Here is a 17,989-nt window from a genome sequence, read left to right on the forward strand (position 1 = left end):
GTATATGAGCAAGAATCTCACAACGAGGGAAGACGATTATTCGAAATGGTATAATGAACTGGTTGTAAAGGCCGACCTCGCTGAAAATTCCGGGGTTAAGGGCTGCATGGTCATCAAGCCGTACGGGTATGCGATTTGGGAAAAAATGCAGGCGGAACTCGACAGGATGTTTAAGGAAACCGGCCATCAAAATGCCTACTTTCCTTTGTTTGTGCCCAAAAGCATGTTTGAAGCCGAGGAAAAGAACGCTGAAGGCTTTGCAAAAGAGTGCGCAATAGTCACGCATTATCGCTTAAAGAATGACCCGGACAAGCCGGGCAAACTGATGGTCGATCCCAATGCCAAACTGGAAGAAGAACTGATCGTACGCCCGACAAGTGAGGCGATTATCTGGTCAACATACAAAAAATGGATCCAGTCGCACCGCGACCTGCCGCTCCTGATTAACCAATGGGCCAACGTGGTACGTTGGGAAATGCGCACCAGGCTGTTTTTGCGCACCGCCGAATTCCTCTGGCAGGAAGGGCATACCGCCCACGCCACAAGAAGTGAGGCGATCGAAGAATCTGAGAAAATGATGAACGTGTATGCGGATTTCGTCGAGAACTTCATGGGAATTCCGGTCATCAAGGGGCTCAAGACAGAGACAGAGCGGTTTGCAGGGGCTGAAGAAACCTACTGTATCGAGGCGCTGATGCAGGACGGAAAGGCATTGCAGGCGGGGACGTCACATTTCCTTGGGCAGAATTTTGCGAAAGCTTTCGATGTGAAGTTTGCCAATCACGAAGGGAAACTTGAGCACGTATGGGGCACGTCGTGGGGAGTATCTACGCGGCTTATGGGTGCCTTGGTGATGACGCATTCTGATGACAACGGCCTCGTATTGCCGCCAAACCTTGCGCCGATCCAGGTTGTGATTGTGCCCATATATAAGTCGGAAGAGGAATTTGCCGCGGTTTCGGAAGCGGCGCAGACACTGGTCTCGCAGTTTAAGAAACTGAGGATTTCAGTGAAATTCGACGACCGTACCACGCAAAAACCCGGCTTTAAGTTTGCCGAATGGGAGCTGAAAGGCGTGCCGGTGCGTATCGCGATAGGGCCGAAGGATCTTGAAAACGGCACCTTTGAAGTGGCCAGAAGGGATACCCTTTCAAAAGAAATTGTGCTTAAGGACAGTATCGTGAACTATGTAAACGACCTTCTGGAGACCATCCAGCAGAGCCTTTTCAACAAGGCACTTGATTATCGCAATACCCATATCACCGAGGTGCAAAATTTCGACGAATTCAGGGAAGTGCTTGAAAATAAAGGCGGCTTCATCGCGGCACACTGGGATGGCACTGCTGAAACCGAGGAAAAAATAAAGGAACTTACCAAGGCGACGATCCGATGCATCGCGTTGGACCGTGTGGCTGAAACCGGCGTTTGCGTCCTGACCGGCAAGCCTTCGCAGGGCAGGGTATTGTTCGCGAAAGCGTATTAAAAACGCCCCTTTCTAAAGTTTTTAAAATAATTTGAAAAAATAAGCTGAAGGTATTGCGCGAATAAAAAATAGTTGTATTTTTGCATCCGCATTAGAGAAGCAGGCCCGTTCGTCTATCGGTTAGGACGCCAGGTTTTCATCCTGGTAAGGGGGGTTCGATTCCCCCACGGGCTACGAAAGTTCAATCCAATATTGACAAATCTGAACCGGATGAATAATGGTCCGTTCGTCTAGGGGTTAGGACGCCAGGTTTTCATCCTGGTAACAGGGGTTCGATTCCCCTACGGACTACATAATTGAATATTAAAGAAACAAATTAAGAAATGGCAAATCATAAGTCAGCTTTAAAGAGAATCAGGAGTAACGAGAAGAAGAGGGTGTTAAACAGGTACCAGCACAAAACGACGCGTAATGCTATCAAAGCGCTTAGGATGGCTACCGATAAAAACGAAGCTTCTTCAAAGTTGTCTGCCGTGATTTCGATGATTGATAAATTGGCTAAGAAAAATATCATTCACGATAATAAAGCAGCCAACCTGAAGTCAAAATTGACCAAACAAGTAGCTAAATTGTAAGCATACGTTGCTAAGATATACTGAAGGTTCCTTTACGGAGCCTTTTTTTATGCCTTAAATTTAGCAAGGATGCAGTCCAGCATTTCTTTGGTGAGCGGCTTCGGCAGGAAATCGAGGACCATCCCGAAATCGCGCGATTTACGGATATCATTCGGATCGATGGACGATGAAAGCAAAATGATCTTTGCATTCCGGTAATTCGTGTACAGGTTTTTGTTAAACTGCTCAAGAAACTCCCAGCCATCCATTACGGGCATATTCAGGTCGAGCAAAATCAGCAGCTCTTCGGGATCTCCGGATTGGTGCTGTTGATCGGTAAGATAAGCGATGGCTTCCTCGCCGTTTGACAGGGTGATGACGTTGGTGGCAAAATTGGCTCTTGCGATTACCATTTTCGAAAGTAGTAATGCGATGGGGTCGTCGTCAATACAGATTACTTTGTGGAGCATTTTATTTTTCTTTCCTGAATTTTACGATAAAAGTCGTGCCGTAGTCGACCTCGCTTTCGATGCTGATCTCACCACCCATGCTCTCTATCTGCGATTTTACGAGGTAAAGTCCGAGGCCTTTGCTGTCCGGGTAATTGTGGAAGCGTTGGTACAATCCGAAAACCTTCTCGCGGAACTTGTGGAGGTCAATGCCGATGCCGTTGTCGCTGAAGCGCAAAATGGTAAAATCATCATCTTCGGTGACGGAAATACTGATTCGGAGCGGGCGGCTTTCCGACTTGTATTTAATCGCATTCGTCAGCAGGTTGAGCATAATGCTCTCGAAATAGGCCTTGTTCGAATACACGTCTGACGCGGCAATGTCGTAATCCACCTGTAAGTTGTTGGCGGTGATCATGATTTGGATCTGGTCCATCACATTATCAATAGACTCGCGTATCGGGATGTGCTGCTTTTCTATCGACGGATTGTCGCGGATAATGACCACTTTACCCAGATCGGAAATGGTTTCATTGAGCAGGTAGGTAGACTTTGAGAATCCCTCCATAATTTGCTGCAATTCATCGTTTTCCAACGGAATCTCCTCAAGCAGCTGCAACAATCCGATGAGGTTTGACAATGGTGCCCTGAGGTTGTGCGAAGTAATGTAGGAAAACTGCCGCAGGTCCTTGTTGTTCTGCGTGAGCTCATTGATCAGCTGTTCGCGCTCCTTTTCCTGCTGCTTCCTTTCAGTGACGTCACGCTGGATTGAAATCCAGTGCGTGTGCTCTTTTTCGGAATTGAATACCGGCACCATAGAAAAACGCACCCAGTATTCCGTGCCGTTTTTCTTGTAACAGATCAGCTCCGTCTCGCACTCCTGTTTCTGATGTATGCAGTGGGTGAGCCTGGCAATCTCTGCAGGATCAGTCCTTTTGCCGAAGAAAATCAATGGTGATTTACCGATCACGTCTTCGTAATCATAACCGGACATGTTTGTGAATGCCTGGTTTACGAATACAATTTCGGGAATGGCCAATACGGCATTGTTTGCGTCTGTAATTACGACTGCATCCTTGGTATTGGTGATGACGGTTTCCAGCAGCTTAAGGCGTTGCTCTTCCTTTTTTTGTTTGGTGATATCCTGCATCGCCCCAATCATACGGATGGGTGTACCTTTTTCATTGAAGACGAGAAATCCCCTGTCGAGTACATATTTGTAAGATCCGTCCCGACACTTAAAACGGTATTCATCCTGCCATTTCTGGGTTTTCTGCTCCAGGAAAGCATAGAGCTTGACCGACATCCTGATGCTGTCTTCAGGGTGGATGCGGTCAAACCACCATTTGGAATTCTGGCCCACTTCGTCCCTCTTATACCCATAAACCCCCTGGATTCCCTTGTTCCAGGTAAATTCGTTTTCCTGTATTTTCCAGTCCCAGATGGTATCGCTGGTCGCTTTGGCTACGATATCGTAGCGCTCTTTTGATTCACGGATCTCGAGGTTGTTGTTTTTCAGTTTTTCGAGGTTGTGCCTGTTCTCGCGGTCGTTTTTTACGATAAAATAACGGATGACCACGGCACATACAGTCACAAAGATAAAATCTCGCAGGATATGTAAATAAAGGAAGTCGTCCGATGCGTATTGCCTTTCGAGTAAAGTAAGACTTGAAAACGCCAGGATGATCGCAATGAAAATAAAAATGTAGGTTATTTTATCGGTTTTATTTTTCATTACACCAAATATAACAAAATTATGTTAAGATTGGGAAAACTGGGAAAAAACCGGTAGGGTGACCTGCCGGCGACCCACTTTAGCCGCCTTTTCCCGGACTTAACTTTCTAATAACCAACAACGCTTTTTTATCCCAAATTAAAGTGTACCTTTGCACCCATTAAAAAATACAGATGGAATCTATCAGAAACATTGCAATTATTGCCCACGTTGACCACGGTAAGACTACTTTGGTTGATAAAATCATGTACCATTGCCAGCTTTTCCGCGAGAATGAAAACACCGGCGACCTGATCCTCGACAACAACGACTTAGAGCGTGAGCGCGGAATTACCATTACCTCTAAGAATGTTTCTGTAGTGTACAAAGGAACAAAAATCAACATTATTGACACGCCCGGTCACGCCGATTTCGGTGGGGAAGTGGAGCGTGTACTCAATATGGCGGATGGCGTGTGCCTGCTCGTCGACGCCTTTGAAGGCCCGATGCCGCAAACGCGTTTTGTTTTGCAGAAAGCGATTGACCTTGGTTTGAAACCGTGTGTCGTAATCAATAAAGTTGACAAGGAAAACTGTACTCCGGAAGAAGTGCATGAAAAAGTATTCGACCTGATGTTTGAACTCGGTGCCGAAGAATGGCAGCTCGATTTCCCAACCGTATACGGATCTGCCAAAAACAACTGGATGTCTGACGACTGGCGTAACCAAACCGAAAACATCGAGCCGCTTTTGGATATGGTCGTGGCCAACGTCCCGGCCCCAAAAGTATCTGAGGGAACCCCACAGATGCTGATCACTTCTTTGGATTTCTCTTCCTTTACCGGCCGTATCGCGATCGGTCGTCTGGAAAGGGGCGTCTTGAAGGAGAACCTGCCGATTTCCTTGGTGAAAAGGGACGGAAAAGTAATGAAATCAAGAATTAAGGAACTTCACGTTTTCGAAGGTCTTGGCCGTAAGAAAGTAACCGAAGTGATTGCCGGCGATATTTGTGCGATTGTTGGGGTGGAAGGATTTGAGATTGGTGATACCATTGCCGATTTTGACAATCCGGAAGCACTGGATACCATTGCGATTGACGAGCCTACCATGAGTATGCTTTTCACCATCAACGATTCGCCTTTTTTCGGAAAAGAAGGAAAATTTGTAACCTCGCGCCACATCAAGGACCGTTTGGCCAAGGAATTGGAAAAGAACCTCGCATTGCGCGTGAATGAAACTGATTCTGCCGATAAGTTTATGGTTTTCGGACGCGGTGTATTGCACTTGTCGGTCTTGATCGAAACCATGAGAAGGGAAGGATATGAATTGCAGATCGGCCAGCCACAGGTAATCATCAAGGAAATTGACGGCGTGAAATGTGAACCTATCGAGGAATTGACTATCGACTTACCGGAGCATCTTTCGGGACGTGCCGTAGAATTCGTTACCATACGTAAAGGAGAAATGCTTTCGATGGAAGGTAAAGGCGAGCGTATGATCGTAAAATTCAATATTCCTTCAAGGGGAATCATCGGATTGCGTAATATGCTGCTTACTGCCACTGCAGGTGAGGCCATCATGGCACACCGTTTCATAGGATATGAGCCGTACAAAGGCGAAATTGCGGGAAGGATCAATGGTTCATTGATTTCCATGGAAAATGGTAAGGCCATCCCTTATTCTATCAATAAACTTCAGGATCGTGGTAAGTTTTTCGTGGATCCGAACGAAGATATTTATGAAGGACAGGTTGTGGGCGAAAATTCCCGTGCCGATGATATGACGATCAACATCACAAAAACCAAGCAGTTGACGAACTTCCGTTCTGCCGGTGCTGATGATAAAACGCGTATTGTCCCTGCCATCAAGTTCTCACTCGAAGAAGCTTTGGAATACATCCAGAAAGATGAGTACGTAGAGGTGACCCCAAAATCCATCCGTCTGCGTAAAATCTACCTGAACGAAAATGACAGGAAACGTTTCAAAATTTAACGACGGACATTCAGGACGAAATTCCAGACTTATTAAAATATAAACCCGGCCATTTGCCGGGTTTTGTTTTGCCCTATTTTTGCGGCCCGGTTCCTAAGGTTTGGTCGGGCCATCCGCTAACCGACTTAAGCCTGCTGTTCGGTATATTTCTTAAAATTGTCGAGTATGGCCTGCCAGCCCGCTCTTTGCATCTCGGCAGGATTGATGCTTTCAGCGTCGAAAGTTTCCGTCAATACGGTCTGGCCGTCCTGATTTTCGAAACTGATTTCGACTTTACGCCCATCTTCCATCGTGTAAGCAATGAAACGGTGTAAATCCACCTGATCATACACGCCGGTGAAATCAAAGGACGCACTGCCATCGCGTGCTGCCATCGTCGAGGTGAAGCTGCCGCCTTCGCGCAGGTCGTTTTCCGATTTCGGGGTGTGCCACTCTTCGGAAGGACTGCACCACTGGATGATGTCATTCGGGTTATTCCATACCTGCCACACTCTTTCCAATGGGGCGTTCACTGCGGTTGTCACTGTAATTTTCATAAAAATGATTTTCTTAATTTAGTTTCCTGTTAATTTATTGTGATTTGCCGTCAAACGCATCCTGCAGCTTTTTGAGGTCAAGTTTTACCATGGTCATCATGGCCTGGAACGCGCGGTTTTTGCCTGCCTCGTTGGCTGAGCTGTACATTTCGGTAATCTGAATCGGAGTGATCTGCCACGAAAGTCCGTATTTGTCCTTGAGCCAGCCACACGCAGACGCCGTTCCGCCTTCGATAAGCGCATCCCAATAATGATCAATCTCATCTTGTGTGTCGCAGTACACCACAAACGATACAGCCTCGGTGAAAGGAAATGCCGGCCCCCCGTTGAGGGCTGTGAACTGTTGTCCGTCAAGTTCGAAGGTCACGGTCATGACATGGCCTGCCGGCGCCGGACCGTTTGGCGGGTAGCGTGTTATACTCCTGATGCCGGAATCTCTAAAAATCCCGGTGTAAAATAATGCGGCTTCTTCCGCATCCTGATCGAACCATAAAAATGGGCTGATCCTTTTTCCTGTCTGTATCATTTTTTCATTTTAAAATTAAGTTATTCTTCCGATAAGACAAATTTAGGGAAACAAACACCCTTTGATGCGGGGTGAAAACGACATTAAAAGATCAGAAATCGACAATGTCATGGCAGCAGGTACGGTCCCAGATAATTCATCCAAGACACAAATCCTGCAATGCCGCCGAGTAATCCTGCAATAAGGAAGGTAACCCTGTATCTTCCTGGAATGACAAACAGGATGACACAGGCTGCAATCACAAAACCGATTGCGCCGCTCAATACGGAAACGGACCACAATGGCCATTTCAAATAGTAAGCGATCACCCATTCATCTCCACCGGTCCAGCTTCCGGTGCCTCTGAAAATGCGGCGCGCCAGGCCATGCGCTAGGTTACTGGGCTGCCTCAGCCAGAATAAGGACAGGAACACCAACAGCCAGTCAGTCAGGTTGAAATCGGCGTATGATATCCTCCGTCTGTACAACAGTATGCCAAGCCCGATGCTACCCGTAAGCATGGTTTGCAGCGGCCCGCCGAGCCGGATCAAGAAGTCGTTGTGGTGCATTTGTCGGCGCTTGGCTTCAAATGCCTTTTTCGTCGGGAAAGGCCTGTTGGTCCGGAGTTCTCCGAAATAAGGATCTGCCAGCCGGTGCAACTCCGCCCTGTCCGCGTTTCTGTCAACGTGCATGCTTTGGTAGGAAAGCGTCGTGTCGTAACCCAGCCATTGCGCTACTGCGATATGTCCCAATTCATGCGTCAAGGTACCAATGACGGTGCATGCTATAAACGCAAAGAATACGTAGATGAACGGTTTTGGGTAAATTTGCAAGGCTTTCATCGGATAAAAATAAGAATTTAACCAACATTCCTTTGGCGGCTGTGCGCGATAGTCAACCGCAAGTCATAAAACAATTTTAATTTTTCCTGCCACTGATTTTAGAATTAGCGAATTAAACTATCTTTGCCGTCCCTTAAAGCGGGAATGCCATATGAAATTTGATTTACTACAGAAAGATCCCCAATCTAAAGCCCGCGCAGGCCGCATCACCACTGATCACGGCGTGATCGAAACCCCGATTTTCATGCCTGTCGGGACGGTAGCGTCCGTAAAAGGCGTGCACCAGCGCGAATTGAAGGATGAGATTAATCCCGACATTATATTGGGAAATACCTACCATCTATACCTGCGTCCGCAAACTGAGATACTTGAAAAGGCGGGCGGATTGCATAAATTTATGAACTGGGACCGAAACATCCTGACAGATTCAGGCGGCTACCAGGTCTACTCGCTTTCGGCAAACCGCAAGATCAAAGAGGAAGGCGTCAAATTCAAGTCGCATATCGACGGCTCTTACCATTATTTCACGCCTGAAAATGTGATGGAAATCCAGCGTACGATCGGGGCTGATATCATCATGGCTTTCGATGAGTGCACACCCTACCCATGTGATTACCGCTACGCGCAGCGTTCGATGCACATGACGCACCGCTGGCTCGATCGCTGCATTTCGCATTTGGATAAGCTGCCTTTTAAATATGGGTATGAACAAACTTTTTTCCCGATTGTACAAGGCAGTACCTACAAGGACCTGAGAAAGCAGTCGGCCGAGTATATCGCCAATGCCGGGCAGCAGGGCAACGCCATCGGCGGATTGTCGGTAGGCGAACCCGCGGAAGAGATGTACGCGATGACTGAGGTCGTATGCGACATCCTCCCGGAAGACAAGCCGCGATATTTGATGGGCGTAGGGACACCCATCAACATTCTGGAGAACATTGCCCTGGGCATCGATATGTTTGATTGCGTCATGCCCACCCGGAATGCCCGCAATGGCATGCTCTTTACCGCACACGGCACCATCAACATCAAGAATAAGAAATGGGAAGCTGATTTTTCACCTTTGGATGAGATGGCCCACACCTTCGTTGACGTAGAGTACAGCAAGGCTTATTTGAGGCATTTGTTTGCCGCGAATGAATACCTGGGCAAACAAATCGCCACAATCCACAATCTGGGCTTTTACATGTGGTTGGTTCGTGAGGCCAGAAAGCATATCTTAGCGGGAGATTTCCGCGAATGGAAGGAAAAAATGGTAAAACAGATGGACCAAAGACTATAGGTGCAGGTGTCCGGATGCACGGTAAGTTGAAAGACTGTCACCGGCCCCGAGCCTGAGCCTGAACCCTGAACCTATGAGTATAATAGACAAGTACATCCTCAAACGCTACCTTGTTACTTTTACGGTAATGCTGCTGATGTTTATCCCCATCGGGATTGTAATCGATGTCTCGGAAAAGGTCAACCGGATGCTGCAGAATAAAGTGGCTTTCGGTGCCATTGCAAAATATTACCTGGATTTTACGATCTATTTTGCCAATTTGCTTTTCCCGATTTTCCTGTTCCTGTCCGTAATTTGGTTCACTTCAAAACTGGCAAACAATACCGAAATCATCGCGATTTTAAGTTCCGGGATTTCCTTCAACCGGTTTTTGAGGCCGTACATCATCGGGGCGGGGCTGGTGTCGGTATTTTCCCTGCTGATGGGTTTTTATCTCGTGCCATCGGCCAGTGAGGGATTCAACAACTTCAGGTACCGGTATTTGCGGGGCAACGGCCTCAATGAAATGAGGCAGACCAGCGATGTGTTCCGTCAGGTCAGTGACAACGAATACATTTACGTGCAGAACTTCAACCAGGTAAACGGCATCGCGTTTAAATTTTCGCTGTCAAAATTTAAGGATGAAAAACTCTTGTTCAAGATTGACGCGGATAGGATCAAATACAACCCGATGAAAAAAAATTTTACGATGTTCCAATATCGTAAACGAACCGTAGGGGCGCTGGGTGACAAACTCGAGAAGGCGGAAAAGAAGGATACCATATTCAATTTCGAGCTCGAGGACCTGACACCTACTGTGTACGTCGCGGAAACACTGAGTTTCGGGGAGCTCAACAAATTTATAGACCGGGAGAAGAAGCGTGGTTCTTCAAACATCAATACTTATCTTGTGGTGTTGTATAAAAAATACAGCATCCCGGTTTCTGCATTCATCCTGACGATTATTGCCGTGGCAGTGTCTTCGATGAAGCGCCGTGGCGGTATGGGAATGAACCTTGCCATCGGTATTGCGCTGGCGTTCATTTACATCTTTTTCGATAAGATTTTCGGTGTACTGGCAGAAAAATCTAGTATGCCGCCGTTGCTCGCCGTTTGGATCCCGAATGTCATCTTCGGTATACTGGCCATTTACCTGCTCCGCAATGCCAAGCGCTAAACTTAAAGCGTATCTGAACCTGCACCTGATTGTCTTCATTTGGGGATTTACCGCTGTGCTCGGTGCCCTCATTTCGGTGAAGGATGCTTCGCTGGTGTGGTACCGCATGCTCAGTGCCGGTGTTTTCCTCTTGATTTATTTACTTTTTACCGGCAGAAAAATCCTGCTTCCGTTGAGGTCCGCCGCAAAATTGGTTTTTGTAGGCCTGCTCATTGCAATACATTGGGTATTTTTTTTCCGTGCGATAAACATTTCAAATGTGTCGATCACACTGGCGATGTTCTCAGCGGGTGCCTTCCTGGCGTCGGTGCTCGAACCGATATTCTACAAGCGTAAAATGCTTTGGTATGAAGTGGTTTTCGGGCTGATCATCATCGCAGGACTGTTCACGATCATGAACGTCGAGGTACATTACATAAACGGGGCGTTGTGCGCGCTATTTTCGGTGTTTATGGGGGTGGTATTTACGCTTTTCAACGGCAAACTGATACAGAAATATGATCCGGCAGTGATCACTTTGTACGAGTTTTTTGCGGGGGCATTTTTTGTCACCCTGTACCTGCTGTATCAGGGCACGTTCAGCGCCGACTTTTTTAAAGTCTCCCTAAACGACTGGATCCTGATCCTGATCCTGTCATCGGTATGTACAGCGTATGCGTTCACAGCGTCGGTGAATGTGATGAAGAAACTCACGCCCTACACGGTAATGCTTACCACGAACCTTGAACCGGTTTACGGTATCCTGCTTGCGTATTTCATAATAGGGCAGGGGGAACGCATGAGTTTGTCTTTCTACTTGGGCGCGTCGGTGATCATCGTCACGGTTATTCTAAATGGCGTAATCAAAAGCCGCAGCAGCAAGTCCGTTTGATCCCACAAATCGATTTCCTGCGTAGCTTACGAGGTATTTTCATCGAACGATGCGGCTCTCATTACAGCACCGCCGTTTCCGGTTACCACGGGCCGCGCGAAGGATGGCAGCGGCAGCCCGCAGCGAGGCACGAGCGAGGACTACAGCGGACAGCCTGACCCGCAGGGGCGCGCCCTAAAAAATCAATTTAACGCAAAAAAACGTTTTCCCACGCCATTTTAAATTTTATCTTTGTGTTTCCAATTTTAATTAAAAACGGACAAAACCTATGGAATATTTAGATTTTGAGCTTCCTATCAAAGAACTGGAAGAGCAATTGGATAAGTGCCAGGTCATCGGGCAGGAATCAGACATCGATGTGACCAACACCTGTAAACAGATTGAGAAAAAACTGGAAGAAACCAAGAAAAAGATATACAAGAACCTGACTGCCTGGCAACGCGTCCAGCTTTCACGCCACCCGAACCGCCCTTACACCATGGACCACGTGCACGCTTTGTGCGGTGATTCGTGGCTCGAACTTTTCGGCGACCGTAATTTTAAGGACGATAAGGCGATGATCGGCGGGCTGGGCAAGATTGGCGGACAGTCGTTCATGATTGTCGGACAGCAGAAAGGATACAATACCAAGACGCGTCAGTACAGGAATTTCGGGATGGCCAATCCGGAAGGGTACCGAAAGGCGCTGAGGCTGATGAAGATGGCCGAGAAATTCGGCATTCCTGTGGTGACGTTCATCGATACGCCGGGTGCATATCCCGGACTGGAAGCCGAGGAGCGCGGACAGGGTGAAGCCATTGCGCGCAACATTTTTGAAATGATCCGATTGAAAACGCCCATTATCGCGGTCATCGTGGGTGAAGGGGCTTCAGGAGGCGCCCTGGGTATCGGGGTGGGGGACCGCGTCCTCATGATGGAGAATACATGGTATTCCGTGATTTCCCCGGAATCCTGTTCCTCAATCCTTTGGAAAAGCTGGGATTACAAGGAACAGGCGGCTGAAGCGCTGAAACTGACTTCCACCGATATGAAGAAGCAAAACCTCGTAGACGAGGTGATTCCGGAGCCATTGGGCGGCGCGCATTACGACCGGATGACGGCTTCGCAAACCGTCGGCGAGTACATCATCAAGGCATTTAATGAACTCAAGGATTTATCAACATCGGACCTTGTTGAAAAGAGGATGGATAAATACAGCAAGATGGGTGAATACAAAGAATAGGGCTTACAGCACAAGTCTTTTAAAAAATCCAAAGCCCGGTGTTTTGGATTTTTTTTTGATATGAACAAATAAAAAAAGTTATCCCGAGTTATCAACCGGATAACGTTTACAATTGGAAAAATGCCGGCTTAACTTTTTGGTTACATTCGCAACATGGAAAATCTCAGAAATATAAATCCGATACGGGTTGACAAAACCACCCTGATCAACCTCGAAAAGGGCAAACTCCCGCCACAGGCCACCGATCTGGAGGAAGCCGTACTTGGCGCGATGATGATCGACAAGAAAGGTGTAGATGAGGTAATCGATATCCTGCAGCCTGACGCGTTCTACAAAGACGCGCACAAACATATTTTTGAAGCCATCGTGCAGCTTTTTACCGATACACAGCCTATTGACTTGCTGACCGTTTCGGCGCAGTTGAAGAAAAACGCAAAGCTTGACCTTGCCGGTGGTGATTTTTACCTGATCCAGCTCACGCAGAAAATTTCCTCCTCGGCACACATTGAATTCCACTCCAGGATCATCCTGCAAAAATTCATCCAGCGCAGCTTGATCAAGATTTCCTCTGAAATCATCGAAGAGTCTTACGACGAAACCACAGACGTCTTCGATTTGCTCGACAAAGCGGAATCGCGGCTTTACGAAGTCACTCAGGGCAACATCAAGCGGAGTTCGGAGACAGCGCAAAGCCTCGTGATCCAGGCCAAGAAAAGGATTGAGGAGATTGCCGGAAAAGAGGGGCTTAGCGGTATTGCAACCGGTTTTGAAAAACTGGATAAGGTTACCTCGGGCTGGCAACCCAGCGATTTGATTATCATTGCGGCCAGGCCGGGTATGGGTAAAACGGCCTTCGTCTTGTCGATGGCGCGCAATATGGCCATCGATTTCAACCAACCGGTGGCATTGTTTTCGCTCGAGATGTCGTCAGTGCAGTTGATTACGCGTCTGATATCGTCTGAAACCGGCTTATCGTCAGAGAAACTCCGTACCGGAAAACTTGAAAAGCATGAATGGGAGCAGTTGACCACCAAAGTAAAAAACCTCGAAAAAGCACCGCTATACATTGATGACACACCATCGCTTTCGATTTTCGACTTGCGCGCCAAGGCCCGAAGGCTGTCGTCGCAGCATGGCATCAAGATGATTATTGTGGACTACCTGCAGCTGATGACGGCGGGAGGCAACGGCAAAGGCGGCGGAAACCGCGAGCAGGAGATTTCTACGATCTCGCGTAATCTCAAGGCATTGGCGAAAGAACTCAATGTGCCCGTGATCGCGCTGTCACAACTTTCCCGTGCGGTTGAGACCCGCGGTTCGAGCAAGCGTCCGCTGTTGTCGGATTTGAGGGAATCGGGAGCGATTGAACAGGATGCCGATATTGTGTCTTTTATCTACCGTCCCGAATATTACAAGATTGACGAATGGGATGACGATGAGCACAGTCCGACGGAAGGCCAGGCCGAATTCATCATCGCCAAGCACCGTAACGGAAGCCTGGAGAACATACGCCTGAAGTTTATCGGCAATCTCGGTAAATTTGACAATCTGGAAGATTATGGAGGCGGCTATGACGATTTGCCTTCAAAAATGAACCACGACGACAACCCGTTTACCACGAAACATCTGCCGTCACCGAATGAAGCTTTTGGAAGCAGCGCGAACCATGATGACGACAGCGATGTGCCGTTTTAATAGTATTTTGAAATAAGAAAGCCTTCCGATTGGAAGGCTTTCTCTTTTTGATCAATTGTAAAACAGCATTTGCAATGCGTTTCGGAGTCATCCGATCAATACATCGCTTTTTTCGTTACCGTAACACCGTCTTCATCGGTTACCTGAACGAGCAACAATTGGTTTTTGGCACTCAGGTTGTCGAGCACCGTCTCCGCCGACGTGAGGTTGGTCCGTTCCAGTAACAACCTGCCGCTGATATCAAACACCTTCACGGATTCCATGTTTCGGATGCCTGTATTCACGGTAAGCTGGTCGTCTTTGGAATAGATAACAATGGCATTTTCGTCGAATACCGGATTGATGCCCAGTGGCGCGCTTTGGTAAACCAATTGGAACCTGTCTAAAAACTCGCCTGCATTGGATGCAAACTGATAATCACCTTCCTTGATATTGATGGTCGCGCCGGTAACATTATCATGGAGGAATACATCCTGGGAGTCGTAAAAAATACCATCTAGGTGGTCAAGCCCAATGCTGAACGTACCTGGCTCAGGCGTCCTGAAGCCCAAAGCCACCACGTCGTTGTCGTTGAAGGGCAATGCCCGGCCCTGGATGACGTAGTCGCCTTCAGGCATCACGCTGTAAATCCTTGCGCCTTCAGAAGGCATCATCCTTCCGTCAAATCGTAAGTCGTTGTCGTTCGTGGCACCGGTAACATAGCCTACCAGAATCTGGTTCAGGAATGCTGCCGAGGTGTTGTCCATGAGGTTCAGCCAGATCCGGTTCTTTTCAATAGATGACGCGGTCCTGAAGAACTGGTCATTGTTATCCGGGATGCGCATGGTGTTCAGAAATTCGATGTTGGTTGCCGTGTTGGTTTGCACGATGAATCCCTGCCCTGTCTGGATGGCGCCGTTAGGGCTGTCACTTTGTGGGGTCGTTGATGACGGTGCCACCTGGCCGGTGGCATTGTATGTCGCATAATTGTCTCCCGGTCCTGCATCCTGGTTTGTGTGGGTCCAGAAATAAATGGTCCCTACTGACACGTTTTGGTCAAGGAAAGCATCAGCGCTGATTGTTGAAGGATAAGGATTTCCAATCATATTGTAACCCTGGTTGTTGTTAGTCACGGCAATCGAGTAGCTTCCACTGTTCGGCACACCGATGAATCGGCCGCTGAAGATCTGGGGTGTTGCCGGGAAATCATTTGGCGCACGTACCATGAATCCTTTGGCAGCTATAAAATCGGTCGTTTCGGGATTTACCGGAGCAAACGAATTGGAAGTTTCGTTAAGTTCGTAAAAACGGTTGGTCAGCGTATTGGGTGAAAAATCCAACAGGTTCTGTCCTGCCACCGGAGAAGACCAATACACATAATCCTGGCGGCGCATTGAAGCATTCCTGTACACGGTCGCTTCACCCGAATTGACGTTTACAATACCGAGCTGTAACAGATTGGCGTTGTTTTCAACCACCAAATCAGCAGCGGTAAGGGTGTTGGTTACCTGATTGACCACGGTGATGTTCGTGCCTGAATTGATTGTAACACTTCCTCCCGCGTTGATCGTCAGGCTTTTCGCCGTGAACACGCCATCAGTAGCCGTATCAAACGCGCCTTCAATTATGGCATTAAGCGATGCGGTAGGGGAGCCGTCTGACCAGGCCAACCCATCCCAGGTCGTTTCGGCTGTAGTGGAAACACTGATGGTATTGGAGTTCACTGACAAGCCATTTGCATCTATGGCGCGTACCCGGTAGTAGTAAGGCGTATCAGGATTCAGCCCTGTCACGGTGTAAGACGTGTTGTTGCCGACATTTTGGTCCTGTATGATATAAGTGGCACTTCCTATAGTTTGGCCGGCATTCAGCGCTCCCTTGGAGTTCATGTTGACCGCACCCCAGGTAAAGCTGCTGTAAGAAGTACCCGAGCCGCTAAGGGCCAGGCTAGCAGTGGCCAGTGTGGTGTTTGATTCGCTCAGCGCGGGATTGATTTCAACCGATACCATCCCATTAGCCGGCCCGTTTGTGGCGGTAAAGCTTCCTTCGTAGGAAATGAACTGGATCAGCCCGGACGCATCGGATAAAGCAAGTCCGTCAGGCGCACCGTTCTGGAAGGTTTCCGCCGGAAACGTATAGGTATAAATGGTGTATAGCGCGTTGCTTTCGCCGGCAACCATTTGCGCCAGATTGACGGTGCTGTACGATGCGCCATTCGAGCCGTTGTAGAAAGTCAGTGTAAACCCGGTTCCTGCATACGTTGCAGGTAGGATCATTTCGACAAACTCATTAACATCCGTTCCAATATTATCATAGTGGAATTCATTGATCCATGGGATGGAACCGATGGACGCAAACGGCGTCGAGCTCACATCGAGGCGATAGCTTGTCGCGCCGCTCACAGGTTGCCATTGCGCTGTAAATTCGGTGTTTTTCACGTTTGACGCTGCGGTCGCAACGGGCGCCTCCAATACTCCGTTTCCGCTTAATGTGACCGTCGGCGGCGTAGCATCGCCACCACCGCTGAAAGTGATGTTCCCGGACTTGGCTCCCGAAGATTGCGGCGTAAATCTCGCGTATACCGGTGTCGCGGCGAGCGTGGCACTGTTATAGGCAATGGATGCCGAAGCCCCCCAGCTGATGTTGTCATTGGAGACCTGGAAATCCGTGTTGGGAGCTGAGACGGTAATCGTCCCGGGTGCACCGGTGAGGTTCGTACCTGACAGATTAAATGTCTGGCTTCCCGACGCTGTGCCCACGCTGAGCGTCCCGTAAGTGAGACTGCCGGAGCTTACCGCAAGATCGGGCACTGTGGCATTGGTCCACGAAAGTACAAAATCATCAATACCATAAGTGTCTCTTGTCCCGGTGCCCCCTGAAGCGGTTAATGCTACAATCCTGATGAGTACGTTGCCTGAAATGTTGTCGAGTGCCGTACCGAAACTGTAGTTTCCTGTCGTACTGCCGAACGTCCCCGGATCAGTGTAGGTCCCTAAATTAGTCCACACCAGTCCCGAGCCTCCATCGACGGCATATTGCACGGTCCAGGTGGTCGTTCTCGGCTGAACGCTGAGCATCTGGTGTTTTAAGGTTAACGAAAATCCGGTACGGTTTTGGGTGTTTGTAAGGGCCAGTTCGAAAGCGGCTCCGGGATCACCAAAACTTCCACTTTGTTTTACGCCCAATGCGCGGTCGGAAGATGCGTTTTGGTTTGCTGCCGAACTTCCTGATGCGAGTCCATCGGATGAGGCGAGGTTTTTAAATCCGCTTCCTGTGTCCGCCCAGGTATTTGCAGCCGTGGCGAACGCCAGTGCGGTTCCGCGGGTTACCGCAGTGGCCGTGGCCCGTACCGTCCACCCTGTGGGTAGCGCCGTGCTGATTCCGTCAAAAGTTTCATTGTAACTGCTTCCCGTGAGGGACAGCTGTGCCACTGATTGTGCGCTTCCGCACAACATAACGCCTACGGCCAGCATACGCATTACGTTACTGAAGGGTAATCTTTTTTTCATAATAGCTTTTATTTTTTGGCTAAATTATAAACCATACCAGGCGATTTTTTATACCATTGTTTTAAACTATTACAAAATTTTTGCAGTGTATAATTTAACGAATTGAGAAGTGGGTTTGGATTGAGAAATTGTATCGCAGACCCTCACAATACTGCTGTCCGGGCCATCCGATTCAGATTTTTTGGATCAGTCGAAAAATAA

General features: G+C 48.3%; 14 protein-coding genes and 2 tRNA genes. 10 read left to right on the forward strand and 6 right to left on the reverse strand.

All coding sequences use genetic code 11. The features are described from left to right. Positions 1-4 precede the first annotated feature (4 nt). The 4 genes from proS (at position 5) to rpsT (ending at position 2,058) form a co-directional block, all read left to right on the forward strand. A complete protein-coding gene (gene proS, locus HYN48_RS08105) occupies positions 5-1,483 on the forward strand; it encodes a proline--tRNA ligase (RefSeq protein WP_108370627.1) in 1,479 nt (492 codons plus the stop codon). A 102-nt stretch (positions 1,484-1,585) separates the two neighbouring features. Next, positions 1,586-1,657 (forward strand) — tRNA-Glu (locus tag HYN48_RS08110). A gap of 45 nt (positions 1,658-1,702) precedes the next feature. After that, positions 1,703-1,774: transfer RNA gene (locus HYN48_RS08115), tRNA-Glu, on the forward strand. Positions 1,775-1,806: 32 nt separating this feature from the next. Next, on the forward strand, positions 1,807-2,058 hold the full coding sequence (gene rpsT / locus HYN48_RS08120; protein WP_108370628.1) for a 30S ribosomal protein S20: 252 nt from the start codon (positions 1,807-1,809) through the stop codon (positions 2,056-2,058). 47 nt (positions 2,059-2,105) lie between these two features. Here rpsT and HYN48_RS08125 read toward each other — a convergent pair whose 3' ends face one another. Beyond that, positions 2,106-2,507, reverse strand: a complete 402-nt coding sequence (locus tag HYN48_RS08125; RefSeq protein ID WP_108370629.1) for a response regulator — start codon at positions 2,505-2,507, stop codon at positions 2,106-2,108. Position 2,508: 1 nt separating this feature from the next. After that, on the reverse strand, positions 2,509-4,221 hold the full coding sequence (locus tag HYN48_RS08130) for a PAS domain-containing sensor histidine kinase (RefSeq protein ID WP_108370630.1): 1,713 nt from the start codon (positions 4,219-4,221) through the stop codon (positions 2,509-2,511). A gap of 173 nt (positions 4,222-4,394) precedes the next feature. Between HYN48_RS08130 and typA the strand changes: the two genes are divergently transcribed. Further along, positions 4,395-6,191: a translational GTPase TypA gene (gene typA / locus HYN48_RS08135; RefSeq protein WP_108370631.1), complete on the forward strand. Its 1,797-nt coding sequence runs from the start codon at positions 4,395-4,397 to the stop codon at positions 6,189-6,191. A gap of 125 nt (positions 6,192-6,316) precedes the next feature. Here the strand turns inward: typA and HYN48_RS08140 are convergent, their stop codons facing one another. From HYN48_RS08140 to HYN48_RS08150, 3 genes are all read right to left on the reverse strand, one after another. Next, positions 6,317-6,727: an SRPBCC family protein gene (locus tag HYN48_RS08140; protein ID WP_108370632.1), complete on the reverse strand. Its 411-nt coding sequence runs from the start codon at positions 6,725-6,727 to the stop codon at positions 6,317-6,319. 34 nt (positions 6,728-6,761) lie between these two features. Then, entirely contained in the window at positions 6,762-7,253 is a 492-nt protein-coding gene (locus tag HYN48_RS08145; RefSeq protein ID WP_108370633.1) for a VOC family protein, read from the reverse strand. 107 nt (positions 7,254-7,360) lie between these two features. Next, on the reverse strand, positions 7,361-8,074 hold the full coding sequence (locus HYN48_RS08150; protein ID WP_108370634.1) for a hypothetical protein: 714 nt from the start codon (positions 8,072-8,074) through the stop codon (positions 7,361-7,363). Positions 8,075-8,225: 151 nt separating this feature from the next. Between HYN48_RS08150 and tgt the strand changes: the two genes are divergently transcribed. The 5 genes from tgt (at position 8,226) to dnaB (ending at position 14,300) form a co-directional block, all read left to right on the forward strand. Then, a complete protein-coding gene (tgt, locus tag HYN48_RS08155) occupies positions 8,226-9,356 on the forward strand; it encodes a tRNA guanosine(34) transglycosylase Tgt (RefSeq protein ID WP_108370635.1) in 1,131 nt (376 codons plus the stop codon). Between the two features lie 73 nt (positions 9,357-9,429). After that, positions 9,430-10,512 (forward strand): LptF/LptG family permease, encoded by a 1,083-nt coding sequence (locus tag HYN48_RS08160; protein ID WP_108370636.1) that lies wholly within the window; start codon positions 9,430-9,432, stop codon positions 10,510-10,512. Next, entirely contained in the window at positions 10,499-11,383 is an 885-nt protein-coding gene (locus HYN48_RS08165) for a DMT family transporter (protein WP_108370637.1), read from the forward strand. The genes HYN48_RS08160 and HYN48_RS08165 overlap by 14 nt, the downstream gene beginning before the upstream one ends. 268 nt (positions 11,384-11,651) lie before the next feature. After that, positions 11,652-12,605, forward strand: a complete 954-nt coding sequence (locus tag HYN48_RS08170; protein WP_108370638.1) for an acetyl-CoA carboxylase carboxyltransferase subunit alpha — start codon at positions 11,652-11,654, stop codon at positions 12,603-12,605. 153 nt (positions 12,606-12,758) lie between these two features. Continuing rightward, on the forward strand, positions 12,759-14,300 hold the full coding sequence (gene dnaB / locus HYN48_RS08175; protein ID WP_108370639.1) for a replicative DNA helicase: 1,542 nt from the start codon (positions 12,759-12,761) through the stop codon (positions 14,298-14,300). A 95-nt stretch (positions 14,301-14,395) separates the two neighbouring features. Here dnaB and HYN48_RS08180 read toward each other — a convergent pair whose 3' ends face one another. Next, complete coding sequence (locus HYN48_RS08180; protein WP_108370640.1) at positions 14,396-17,788, reverse strand: T9SS sorting signal type C domain-containing protein; 3,393 nt, start codon at positions 17,786-17,788, stop codon at positions 14,396-14,398. Between the last annotated feature and the right edge of the window lie 201 nt (positions 17,789-17,989).

It is taken from the genome of Flavobacterium magnum (assembly GCF_003055625.1).
GTDB classification, from domain to species: Bacteria; Bacteroidota; Bacteroidia; order Flavobacteriales; family Flavobacteriaceae; genus Flavobacterium; species Flavobacterium magnum.